The organism is Pseudomonas sp. NBRC 111140 (genome assembly GCF_001320885.1).
In the GTDB taxonomy this organism is placed as follows: domain Bacteria; phylum Pseudomonadota; class Gammaproteobacteria; order Pseudomonadales; family Pseudomonadaceae; genus Aquipseudomonas; species Aquipseudomonas putida_P.
The window spans coordinates 1-12595 of sequence record NZ_BCBQ01000074.1 but is presented as its reverse complement, the minus strand read 5'-3'; the positions used below and the strand labels follow the sequence as shown (position 1 = coordinate 12595).

Below are 12595 nucleotides of genomic sequence, written 5' to 3'. Positions count from 1 at the left end.
TGTCATCACGCCTTACTATGAAATGCTGGCGACCGGCCTGTGGTGGACGGTTGTCATGTTTCTCTGTTCCAGTGTCATCAGCGTGGTGGTGGGCGTGCTGTTTGCCCTGATCGACTTGTATGCGCCCAGGGCCATGGCATTGCCTGTGCGTTTCGTCACCTGGCTGTTGATGGGCACGCCCTTATTGCTGCAACTGTATTTGATCTACTACGGGTTGGTTCAGGTGGGAATCGATATTCCGGCGCTGGCTGCCGGAATCATCGGGCTGAGCCTGCACTTTGCGGTGTACAACGCTGATGTGATCAAGTCGGGGATCGAGGCAGTTGACCCTGGCCAGATAGAAGGCGCGCGCTCGATTGGCCTGAGCAAGGCAATGACCCAGCGCTACATCATCGTTCCGCAGGCGCTCAGAAAAACCATTGCGCCGCTTGGGAACAACCTCATTGTCTTGCTCAAAGACACGTCGCTGGTATCGATCATTGGTATCGCCGAACTGGTCTACAGCGCCCAACTGGCAGTCAGCGAAACGTACAGCCCCTTTGAGTTCTACATCGCCGTGGCGGTGATCTACTACGTGGCCAACCTGGTGCTCGAGGCTGGGTTGCATCTTATTGAAGCAAAGGTCGAGATGTCACGATGAACAACAACGTTATGGTGGAAGTGAAGGGCGCTCGTAAAGCCTACGGTGCACTTGAAGTGCTCAAGGGTATCGACCTGTCGGTGTCGCGTGGGCAGATTGTCGCCATCATTGGCCCCAGCGGCTCGGGTAAAAGTACCTTGCTGCGCTCGATCAATCATCTCGAAGTGCTTAATGGTGGTGAGGTCTGGCTTGACGGCGATCAGGTCAACCGGCCCTTGAAAGGCCGCGCCTTCGAACAGCATATCAACCAGGTGCGCCAACAGATGGGCATGGTGTTTCAGCACTTCAACCTGTTCCCGCACCTCACCGTCTGTGAAAACATCGCGATAGGGCCGGTGAAGTTAAAAGGCTATTCGAAAAGTGCGGCCAGGGCGTTGGCCCTGGAGTACTTGCAGAAGGTCGGGTTGGCTAACAAGATCGACGAGTACCCATCACGTTTGTCTGGTGGGCAAAAACAGCGTGTTGCCATCGCCCGTGCCCTGGCCATGGAACCCAAGGTGATGTTGTTCGATGAGGCGACGTCGGCACTAGACCCCGAGCTTGTCGAAGAAGTGAACCTGGTCATGAAGCAATTGGCGGCCGAACATATGACCATGCTCATCGTCACACACGAGATGCGTTTCGCCGGTGAGGTGGCCGATCAGATTGTGTTCATGGACGGCGGCGTGGTCGTGGAGCAGGGCGCACCGAGTGATATCCTCAGCAACCCAGTGCAGGACCGCACGCGGGCTTTTCTAAAAAAACACCTGCATGACCGCTAGCTACTGACCTTCAGTAAACGTTGGCTTTTGCAGCAGATTGAACAGCTCCTTGGCAATTTGCGCCTGTTCTTCTCTGGTACTGGCGGCAAGCACACGAATTCTGAAGGTTGACGGCAAAATCATGAGGCCTGAGCGTTCGCGAGCCAGGTCGATTAATTTATGCACGGGTGAGTACAGAAGATAGAGCAGGCCGGCCACCGAGAGCCCTGACATGAGAGTGGTAATCCAGGCTGTATTGGCTGCGGGAGACAGGAATGGGGCGACAGCGGACCCGATCACTAAAATGATCAACACGATGCCAACGATCAGAACCCAACGCCGTACCTGTTCTTCCTCGGTCCGTCTCGCAATCAGTATTTCGTTGATAGCCGCTTCGAATTTATCGATCGCCAGGGTGATCTCCTGACGCATTCGATTCAGCTCCTGGGCATCTGCCGTAGGTCCTTCCAGATTATCGGAGCTACGATTGAAGGCGGTGATCCGACTGGTCAGCCAGTCTGACACGAAAGGAGCTTTTGCATTGTGGCCCGCTAAATCCGAGACAGCTTGTGGGCTCAAGTAGGTAGTAAGGTCCTTCATCTTCGTTGTTCTCCTGCTGTATGCCGACGTGTCGACGCAACTGACCAAACTTAGACTGCCACTTACCTGTCGCCTTCTTGCGAAGGGATCTTAAACCAGTTCGAGCCGGGTTTTTACGTTGCCGAAGAGCGTGTATGCACTCCAGGTGGGGTCTGTATCGGGTGATCGGGTACTCAACCCGAAGGTGCTGACAAGCAGGAACGTCGTGATCAAGATGAAGACCCGGCGTAGGCGTTGCGTCTTCATATCCGTCCCCGGCTATCTTGCAGTCCATGCAGTGGAGGGGGCACTTGTTGCCTCCCCCAGCTGCGCTCGCCCTTATCGGTTTACTCGCCCGTCACAGGATGATGTCAGGGAGTTCTTCAATCGGTAAAACCAACGGCTCCCCCCTACCTACCGCCTCCTGCCCCAATGGATTCTTGGTGAGCGGGTCGGCACCTAGGTAATCGCTGAAGTCATAACCGGTGGCCTTGACCAAATCGGTAATCGCTACCTGGAATGTACGGTAGGCGCCGAGGACCATACCCTCCAACGCTTCTGGGCGTGATCGATCCTCCATCAGCTTGCGGATCAGCTGCCCTTGGCTCAATACGTAGGCGGTGGCGTGCAGCGCCTTGCTCTCGCTGTCCAGCGTGGCCACCAATTTCCAGAACTCGACCGGGACAGTTGCACCGTCGATTTCGATCTCTTCCTCTTCGCTGTCCGGGCCTCGCAGAATCGGGCCGGTGAAAACACAGGCCTTGAAACCGTGCGTACGTACACTGTCGAGGATGTAGTTTTCCAGACCTTGCCAAAGCGCCTTACCCTGATTCAAGCGCGAGTGCTGGGCGGCCGCGTTGACGTAATGGAAGGTGTCGTCGTTGGCCTTTTGTGCCTCTGCTGCATCACCCCAATTGGGGTCCTCGCGTCGCACCATGTGGCCACGATCGATCTCGGCATCCTTGAAGTTGCTTTCGCCTAACTGGATCGACCTGGGTATGCGCTCATCGACGAACCACTTTTCTACCCCTCGCTTGATTCTTACCGTCGCTCCACCATCGATGTTGACTGCAGTGATCAGCGGGAGCTTGAGTATTGCGGAGTATTTCACCCCAAAATGGGTGTAGCGCAGCTCGAAGGGCTCTGGAGGGTTGTCGCTTGGTTTGGCGAGGTCCTCCGAAAGTCGTTGGGGGAGGCGTGGCCAAGGTGTCGAAACCACTGCTGCCCCGACTTCGCCTTCCAGGAACTGGGTACTGAAGCCTTCTCTATTGTTGAAGTGTTCGGCCGGGTGGCTGCCATCCTTGGCCTCTTCGCGGGCAGCCTGCATCAAAACCGAAATTGGGCGTTCGCCATTGAGCAGAGCCGCGATGGTCTTGGCACTGACGGCGGTGTTTGCCTTGCCATAGATACCGGAGAAATGCAGGCCGACAACTTTGCCGTCTTCGAGCCGGATCAGCGGCGAGCCGGAGTTGCCACCCAGGCTCGTACAGTCGTAGGTCAGGATGCCGTTTTCAGGGGGCAGCAGGATTTTGCCCGGCGCAAAGCGCTTGACCTCGTACAAGTCACGGAAATAGCGCGCTTGCGCGTCGGCATCATTGCGCGAGTCGTAGGCGGGGTAACCGATTAGAGCGACCAGGTCATCTTTGGCCAGTCTGTCGTTGTCATTGATCAGCTCCAGAGGGGTAGGGAGGGTAAAGTCCGCCGTCTCTATCCTAAGCAGGGCTATGTCCGCCGACGTATCGTCGGCCAGGTATTCGATATGGACCAGCTCGGCTGTGCGACTGTTGTCGCCGCTTTGGCTGCTAGCTTCCTCGCCAAAGTCGATCGCGGCGCCATAGCGAGCTCCGGCAAGGGAACGCATGAAAACGGCAGAGCCGTCTTGCTTACGTTTGGCCACCAGCTTGGCCACATGCCGGTTGGTAACCACCACGGTACCGTTGCCCTGGTGCGCGACCACCCAGCCAGTGCCTCCCCATGGCATGTCGTAATTGCGAAACTCGAGGCGTCCAACGGACGGAACCCACTTCTGCACACCCTGAATAAGCGACCCAGTCTCCTCGGGAAAGTCTGGCAGCGGTTCAAGTACCACCATGTCGTTGCGGATCAGTAACGGCGGGCGCCCCACCAGCATCACGATCGCCTCCAGGCTGGAGAGGACTGTCGAATACTTTCTTGCTACGGCTTCCAGGGGTTGTCCCGCCGCCATTGAGTCAAGGCTGGGGCCGGACAGCGTGCTCATGATCGAGTGCGGCAACCGGCCCGAATCCATCGCAGCTCGCACTGCCGCTTCCATCTTGGGGGTAAGCCTTTTCTTCAGGCTGTCGAGCCTCTCTTCATTCGTCATGTCGCTCTCCTTCAGAATGCGCCGCGCAAGATGAGAACCGTCAGCGCCGGTGCGAAGGCCGCCGGCGTACCGCGCGCCAGCAGCCGTTGTGTGATGCGTTCAGGCGTGGACGTGCTGCGTGCCTGCTCGGTCTCGGCTAACGCACCGTCCAGCCGGCGGCGCAGAAGCGGCAGAAGTGCGTCAGTCCCAAGGGCCTTTGCCCACATGGCGAGCTCTTCATGCGCCTGGTCCGTGGGCGTAGGGCCTCCAAGGAGCACCTCCAGGCGCTTGCGCAGGGTTTCGTCAATCGGCGGGTGATTGCGCCAGCCACCTCGACGTTGGCCAATCGACCAGTTTCCCGCTATTGTCCGGCGCCACCGCTCGGCGGCCCGGCTAATGAGCTTCAAATCGGCATCGCGGTGGATGAAAGCGCGTGCTTCAGCCCACTCGGCAAACAAACCGAAATGGGTCAGCCAGACAACCGGATCGCCCGTCACGGGTTTTACGGGTTCGATTTGCGATTCGCTAATCAGCCCACCGCCCAGCGAAATTGCCGACGTAGCCAATGTTGCCGCCTCTCGCAGGTCGGCATGCTCTGCCAGGACGGACAAGTTACTGACGAACACGGCGTATGGCGTGAGTGTCGCCAGAAGCCTGCCGGGGAGGAGCGGTTCGGTACTGTAATTGGGCGGGAGCACGCGCCCCATCCGTTCGCGGCCAAGCGTTTCAGCGCGCCTGGATTCGTTGCCTAGGCCGCCATTCCAGCGCTCGTTGGCGGCTGCGGCAACATCGCAATCTCGTGAATCAGTTGAGGAGAAATGAAACGGGTCGGGAAGATTAGCCAGCAACAAGCTGAGTGCGCCGCGCCGCGCCGCGTTGTCGACGGCCACGACGGAGGCGCGTTCGAGTGATGGCAGTATCGGCCTCCACATCTGCCAATGGCGACGCAAACCCTCGGGGTTGAACGCTGCCCGCATTTCCAGCCGTGCCAGTGCAAGCGGCTCGGGTAAGTTGGAAAGGTCCCCATCCGAATCGTCGAAACGGTCACGCTCGGTCAGCCAGTGGCGCGCCTTCGCCCATTGGCCTGATCGCCAGTAGAACATGCGGATCGCGTCTGCCATCTGTGAACGCATGTCCAGACCTTGCGCGTCCATGACACTGCGCACGATGCTCACGCCTTCGGTCCAGTCCTGACGCTGAACCACCGCCAGAAGCTCACGCACGACACCTGTGTCGTCAGCCCAGCCACTGACCACCGCCTGCGAGGGCCGGAACTGGCTACTGCGCCCGCCGCGGCTGACCCGCACCAGATCGGCCGCGGCAAGCGGCAATTCCTCGAGTGTGTCGTCGTCGAATTGGGCGGCAATGTTGGCCGGTACGCTTGGCGTGGCGGGGTTGACGCGGGTCAACTGCAGTTGGTGATACACCGATTCGACCTGCGCCCAATTCGAAGGCTGCGCGGCAAACCAATGGATGGCTGCTGCATCGATTCGCGCGGATTGCCTGGGCGCGGATCGGTACAGCAGCGGCAGCAGCACTTTACGCATGTGGCTGAGGTGCTTGAGGAACCCCGGCGCCCCCGGGTCATTTTCAACCAGCCAATGATGGGTCGCCAACTGCGTCAGCAAGTCATTTGCCCGCTGCTCGGTGATCGCCCCCAGCCCGAGCGCTGGGGCAAGCACCTTGCGGATCAGCTCCGCATTGATCCGCCGCACTACCAGCCCGGGGTGGGCCAGCCGCTTCAGGTCAGGGTCTGTGATGCGCGAAAGCAGCAAGCGATAGAGGAAGGCGGCGCTGACCTCCGCGCCGCGTTTGTGCTTGGGCAGGCTCTCGATGCCCGAACGCTTGGCGACTTCGGCGGCAAGCCGCAGCTTCAGCGGATTACCTTGCGCCAGTTCGAGCAACTCGTGCCGCAGATGCTCCGGTACCTCCAGCCTGGCTAGCAGGGCCAGGGCCGCGTCGTCCTCCAGGCCGGGCAGTTCCAGGCGGATCACGCGCCCCGGTGGTTGGCCGTTGGGCGAGCCCGTAGCCCCTGCCAGATCGATCTCGGGCAAGCTGTCTAGCGCGTCGCCCCGGCCGGCCGCCAGCACGTGCATCGGCTTCACGCCTTTGGTAACCAGTGCGTCGAGCCATTTGAACAACTCTTCAGGATGGGTCTCGCCACGGCCACGCAGCACTTCGAGCGTATCCAGCACGACCAGTACCGGTCGGCCTGATGCCGCCACCGCCTTGCCGAGCTGGCTTGCTAGCGACTCGGGCAGTTGTTGGCGAATACTCAACTGCGCCTTGGTGTCTCTCACCGTAACCAGGCCGGCGTCAAGCCGAGCGTCCATCAGTTCGCTGCAAGAAGCACCCAGTTGCTCTGCCAACTGACGGGTCGCCTCCATGGTCAGCCCGATCCTGTCCAGCACGTCCAGCCCCGCTCGGTCGAAGTCCAAACGCAGGAGCAGTGGTTGATGGTGCTCATAGTGGCGACGTACGGACTCAGCGAGCAATGTCGATTTGCCAATGCCAGCCCCGCCAGTCAGGAACAGGCAGGTGACGGGCGCCGCCATGATGGGATGTGAAAGCCACTGCTTGATCAGGTTGGACTCAGCCTCGCGCCCGAAGAAACCACGTTCCGCGACCCGACGCCGATTTTGCGCTCGGCTCAGTTCGGCCAGCGCTGACCGTGCGGGTTGCAGCAAATCGTTGGCCGGTGCGACTTCGCCCGCTCGGTCGAGTGCAACGATGACCCGCTCCAACTGCGACTGATCGCTGCGGCTTTCAATGACCCACTCGATATCCTTGCGCTGCAATGGTGGTTCGTTGAGCAGGACATTCAGCAAGTCCACCGTTTCCGGGTCTTGGGCGCTCTTGCGCCGTTCAGCGACTGCGGTGAGCAGTTGAGAAGGGGCGAGGGACTTGAGCAGGTCATGCCGCGATGACGTGCGCATCAGCCAGCGGTCGCGCGCACCGGCAGGGTTGGTATCGCAGACTTGCGCGAGACGGGTCGCCACCATGACAAGGCTGTCGGCTTCGACAGTGGATGCACACAGCTGTAATGCCTGCTTCGGCTCGAAAGGCCCCGACAGGGCTGCAAATAGCCATGCGGGATTCGCTGTATCGTCGCTTGCGCTCATATCTGGCCTCATTTCTCAAAGAGCTGTTTAAGCCGCGGCTGCAGCCGAGAGGCGATTTCGGTCCGAAGTACGCTGTCATAGCGATTATTGACGAGGTGCAGGCCCTCCAACGCCTCCTCGGTCCACTCTTCTACACGTTCAGGGCTGATGGAGCGCTGCATGGCATCACAGGCATATCGAATGAGGTTTTGCACATCCTCCTTCCTCACATCCGCGATGTATTCAATCATCAGGCCTGGCGCGCCTTCACCTTCGGCATCCATCTGAAACTGGAACTGGGCCCCCGGCATCTGGATGGCCTCGTAGCCCGCAAGGGCAACGCGCAGGTGCTTCAGTCGCAGGGCCTGGTCCACAAAGGCGGTCAGCGCCCAGCGGGATTCGTCGCCGAACATGACTGATGGGTGATCGAAGAACACCCAGAGTGTGATGCCCAAGGCCAATGCCTTGTCTTCGAGCGCTTGCGCCAGGTTGCGGCTGCGATCGGCGATCATGGCTTCAGGCTCCGTCTGGTCCACCCCGACGCCGCTCCGGGCCTGTGGCGGTGCGACCTGCAGACTGGCGTCCGCGGCACGACGGGCGATTTCGGCAGGCAGATCCTGGACCAAGGTGTCGAAGCTGACACGAATCACCCGGGCGTTGGGACTACGCGCCACCAACTTGTCGAGTAGCTCGTATGAGAAGGGCAAGCCCGATACGTCATGCTTGAGGTTGACGCGTCGAATCCACAAACCCCTGACGCGCGCCGCCCCGCGCATGGCCGCGTGGTAACCGACGAAGAATCCGTCGCGGCCGACGACCAGCCCGCTGTAGGGGGTGCCGTCGAGAGACCAGAGCTTTTCGGGCGTCTCGTCATTGGCGATGGCTTGATGCACGAGGCTGTGGAAACGTACCAACGGCACCAGGCGGCCACCGCCTGGCGCCCGGCCCTGATGAATGCCGACCAAGGAAAAACTGCTGTCGAAGCAGCCACCACCCGAGGATCCCCCCTTGTTACCGTGAACACGATAGCCCCACCGTGCTGTCAGGTTGCGCAGTCTCTTCAGACTGGTGAATTCCAGACCCTGCCATTGGCCATTAGGGTGGGAGATCAGAATGATAGCTGCCGGGCCGATGTATTCGTAGGGAGGCGATGCCAGGGTGGCAAAGGACAGGTGAATGCCTGCGGGTTGCCTCAGTCGCAACAGTGCTACATCGTGGCGGTCGATGACCTCAGCGTCGGACTTGGGGGCGCGGCCTTCATACCACTCGACATCACCACAAGGGGAGGAGGCTGGCGCCAGCATGACCGCACCGATGGTGCGCCCGTCAGAAAGCACCACTTCGATAGTCGGCTGTGTTTCTGACGGTGTGCGAGGCCCGTCCACGGCAACTACATGCCATGCTGTCAGCGCCGAGCTAGGCCCGACAAGCACGCCACTGCCTTTGATAACGCCATCGACTCGGACCTTGCAGCGAAAGGCCCTGGCACGATCAAGGAAACCAGGCAGATTGATGTCGTCGATGTGCACCCACCTGGGGTCTATCTGATCGCTCGGCTCACCAAGCAGCGGGTTTGTGCTTGACGCCACCTTCAACAGCCCCCGTGCACGCAGCGCCTCTACAAAGGTGGCCAGGCAGCCAATGCATTCGAGCATGTTTACCCAAAACCGCGCCCGCTCTTGATTCTTCGATTCTGCGCCGGCGTCCAGGCCCTCTGCGCTCGGAATAGTCGCTTCGCGTCCCACCCGTATTTGCGCCAGAGCCTCAATGACCAGGGCGCGTGAATCGGGATCACGAATAATGGATGCGATGACCTTCTTGTCGAAGGTCTGCCGGGGGCTGCGTTGACGATTCGGCATCAGGTAGACCTCGCACCATCCGCCGTGTTGATCACGGCCGGGGGAAACGCTGTACTGTCCGATACCGCAATAAACCGGACCCCTAGTATGAGGCGATTGCTCTTACGTCGAAATTCCGATTGCGTTGCACGCGGGCCTGGAACCCACTTTCAATATAGTAGAAGTTCGTGGGTCTATATGGCCTGGCCGCATGTTTTGGGCGAGGAGGCGCCCCTATCCATCCTTGGTTCGAAAAGTGGACCACGTTATAGCGAAGTACTTGATGGCAAAGCGGCGTTAACTTTGCTATGCCTTGAATTGGCTTCCCACGATTTGCCCAACAGTTGTCACGTCCCGGATGTGGGGTCACCGTAGTCCTGACTGGTCGAATGGCAGCGAGGGCGCTCGCTTGACTGATTCGGACAGCACAACCGCGAGGCTACCCGATCATGGCGCGCCAGCTTGTTCTCTGCATTGATGGAACAAATAACCGCTTCTCTGATGAACCCACTAATGTCCTGCGCATTTTTCGAACACTGCCCAAGAACAGTGAGACGGTGCTGACCTACTACGATCAGGGTGTCGGCACCTTTGGGCTAAGTGAAACCCTGTTCGAATGGCAAAAGCTGCCTTCACGTATTGCCGGGCTGGCGTTTGGCTGGGGGATCAAGCGCAATGTGCTCAATGCTTACCGGTTTTTGATGGAACACTATAAGCCCAACGATCAAATTTTCATCTACGGTTTTTCTCGGGGTGCCTATGCGGCTCGAATCCTGGCCGCCATGGTCCACACCCTTGGGCTACTTCCCGCCCATCAGGCGCAACAACTGGATTTCGCCTGGTCATTGCTGACTACCCAACCGCGCGCAAAGAATGGAAGTGTCGAGCCGTCGCTCGATCAGGTGTTCCGCTACATCGGCTGGTGGCTGACCGCGCATAAGCAGCCGGACTTTGAATTGATGAAGCAGTTCAAGGCAACTTTTTCCCAAACGGTAGCGATTCGCTTTCTAGGGTTGTTCGACACCGTCAGTTCCGTGGGTTGGGTTTACGACCCGTTGTCCGTGCCCTATACCGCACGAAATCCCGGCGTCGACATCGTCCGCCATGCGGTATCGATTGACGAGCGGCGCTGCTTTTTTCGCCAGAACCTGTGGAGGCCCAAGGCGACTGATCCGAAACCTGTGGATCTGAAACAGGTGTGGTTCGCTGGCGTGCATTGCGACGTTGGCGGCGGCTACCCGCCAGAAGAAGCGCAGTTGGCCCTGATTGCCTTGCGCTGGATGATCGGGGAGAGCCTGGAAGCCCAGTTGGATATCGACGTTCCCTCCTGTCGAAACGAGCTGTACCCAAGCGCCTGTCCTGTACCAGACCCGCTTGCCCAAGCCCACCAGTCGCTATCCGGCCCCTGGATGATTGCAGAATGGGTACCGCGGTTGGTCTGGGATCTCCATACCCATACGCGAACCCTCTTGAACGGGTCGATGCCACCGTTTGGAAAGCCCAGAGGGAGGGTCATTCACGAAGCGCAGGGGCAGCGCGTGTTCGTGCATGAATCCGTGCTTGCCAGGTTGAATGGCGCATTGATCAAAGACCAGCCGTGGGGGGATGCGCCAAACTATCAACCCGAGAATGTTGACCGAACGCTGATCGATACGGTCTCCGACTCCCCCTTACTTTCTCGGCATGGTCTACAGCCAGTTTAAGCCCCCTGAGGGCTTGGCCGAGAACGTGATGATAAAGAAGAGGCGCACTATACGTAATGCTGAAAAATTATAATGCGTTACCTTCGATCAAGCGGCGTTGAGCTAGCCTGAACGTGCTTGTCGACTAAGTTGATGAACAACACAAGCAGGAGGTTGTCATGCCCGTAGTGTCTTTCGAAAATGGCGAGTACGAGTGGGTTGCAGTTTCTCTGCGCTGGGGAATGACCAAGAAAAATTTTACGCTGGCAGTGGGTTCAAATCCAGAAGTTGTTGACACGCACGGCGCGCCGGTGCGCTATGCGTGGAAACCAGACAACGAAGTGATAGACGAAACGGAGTTTAATAAATACGCGGTTGAGCTTGATAGCGATGCTGTCATCTATTACGGGAACCCGCTGGCAGGACGCGTTCCAGTCACACATTAAGTGCTCTGGCACTAAGTTGCTAAGCGCGGTGCGCGTTACGTCGCAACCGCTAACGCCTATGCCGTGTTACTGCCCGTGTTAAAAAGTGGGCTGAAACACGTTGCTTGACCCTGCCTAAGTATCAACTTTCTTCGCGTGTTTGCTCACGGCTTTGGCCTTGGCTACCTGCCGTTGCAACGCTGCTACACTCACGCCTGTCCGCGGGTTCAATGCTGTGCTGCGATGCCACGTTTTTTGCTCAGAAGTTCGATAAACACTAAGGGCACTCTTATGGATATCAGGCTTTTTTTGCGAACGGCAGCACAGGGTGGCAATTCGGTTGAGCTGAAACTGGCTCTCGAAGTCTCCGCTAAAGCAGTGCAAGGTGATCTGCAACGTCTTGCGCAGGCTTTGGACGAGGCGAAGGTGGGCAGGCCTGCGTTGAGGCACAAAGTCTTCGAAGTGGCGCAGTTGAACATCACCTGCGAAGGCACCTTGCATGGCTCAGCGCTCTCGGGTGCACAGCACTTCCCCATCAAGCTGGATGTACCGGGCGTGCTGCTCGACGAAGACCCTTCAGGCGCACTCGTGCTGCGCAAGCCCGATGACCTGGCTGGCGACCTCAAGGCCCTTGACACGTTGGCCCAGGCAAAGACTACGGCAGCGGCCAAAGATCAAGTCGCGCAGATGTCGGTGATCTTGGCCAGTGCGCGCACGGCGCTTGCCAGCACATTGGCACGACTTGAGATAACCCTCGGTGCTGGCGCGCAGCAATGCGCGTTCTTCGGCTGCACCCAAATCTTCGGTTCGGCCTCGGTCAATGCAGGGCTGTCCATCGATCTTGAAGCACTTTTGCGCGCTGCTCAGGGAGAGCCGCCTTCCGGGCAGCCAGTCTTGCGAGCGCAGCTGACCGCGCGTATCGGCTTTGAATTCAACGCGACCGAGCACCGTGCCGGGCAAGTCGAGCTAACTTGCCAGGTTAATGACGTGCCCACTGACGCGTTATCTCGTTTGGTCGAGTTGATCACGCAAGTGGACCTGCCAACGTTCGAACAGATGCCGTGGCTGGGCTTCGACTTGCCGGCCATGCCGTTTCCTGACTTATCGCTCGACGGACTGAGTCTCGGTGACCCGGTGCGGTTGTTCGATTTCGGTTTGCCATTGCCGAACCTCCACCTACCGTCGCCACCGCTCAAAGTCACCTGGGCCACCAGCCCGGAGTTGAAATTCTCAGTGCTAGACGGCGAGTTGAGCATTGCCACCAGCA

The 12595-nt window shown here is 58.9% G+C and carries 9 protein-coding genes; 5 read left to right on the top strand and 4 right to left on the bottom strand.

Annotation, left to right across the window (positions count from 1 at the left end; genetic code table 11):
- Positions 1-22 precede the first annotated feature (22 nt).
- Both APH42_RS21030 and APH42_RS21025 read left to right on the top strand, forming a co-directional pair.
- Positions 23-640, top strand: a complete 618-nt coding sequence (locus APH42_RS21030) for an amino acid ABC transporter permease (RefSeq protein ID WP_218580839.1) — start codon at positions 23-25, stop codon at positions 638-640.
- 11 nt (positions 641-651) lie between these two features.
- Complete coding sequence (locus APH42_RS21025) at positions 652-1401, top strand: amino acid ABC transporter ATP-binding protein (protein WP_177336869.1); 750 nt, start codon at positions 652-654, stop codon at positions 1399-1401.
- Here APH42_RS21025 and APH42_RS21020 read toward each other — a convergent pair whose 3' ends face one another.
- The 4 genes from APH42_RS21020 to APH42_RS21005 form a co-directional block, all read right to left on the bottom strand.
- The gene (locus tag APH42_RS21020) at positions 1402-1980 is read right to left on the bottom strand and encodes a hypothetical protein (RefSeq protein WP_060494142.1); all 579 of its coding nucleotides are present in this window, start codon (positions 1978-1980) and stop codon (positions 1402-1404) included. It abuts the gene before it with no gap.
- A 337-nt stretch (positions 1981-2317) separates the two neighbouring features.
- Positions 2318-4303 carry a DNA/RNA non-specific endonuclease gene (locus APH42_RS21015; RefSeq protein ID WP_060494141.1) on the bottom strand — a complete coding sequence of 662 codons (1986 nt, stop codon included), beginning with the start codon at positions 4301-4303 and terminating at the stop codon, positions 2318-2320.
- Positions 4304-4314: 11 nt separating this feature from the next.
- Positions 4315-7404, bottom strand: a complete 3090-nt coding sequence (locus APH42_RS21010; protein ID WP_060494140.1) for an ATP-binding protein — start codon at positions 7402-7404, stop codon at positions 4315-4317.
- An 8-nt stretch (positions 7405-7412) separates the two neighbouring features.
- Entirely contained in the window at positions 7413-9242 is a 1830-nt protein-coding gene (locus tag APH42_RS21005) for a trypsin-like peptidase domain-containing protein (RefSeq protein WP_082421447.1), read from the bottom strand.
- 428 nt (positions 9243-9670) lie between these two features.
- On the opposite strand from APH42_RS21005, the gene APH42_RS21000 reads away from it, so the two are divergent.
- From APH42_RS21000 to APH42_RS20990, 3 genes are all read left to right on the top strand, one after another.
- Entirely contained in the window at positions 9671-10924 is a 1254-nt protein-coding gene (locus APH42_RS21000) for a DUF2235 domain-containing protein (protein WP_060494138.1), read from the top strand.
- A gap of 158 nt (positions 10925-11082) precedes the next feature.
- Positions 11083-11349, top strand: a complete 267-nt coding sequence (locus APH42_RS20995; RefSeq protein WP_060494137.1) for a hypothetical protein — start codon at positions 11083-11085, stop codon at positions 11347-11349.
- Positions 11350-11619: 270 nt separating this feature from the next.
- Positions 11620-12595: hypothetical protein (locus APH42_RS20990; RefSeq protein WP_156352845.1), on the top strand; the 976-nt coding region annotated here is incomplete at its 3' end.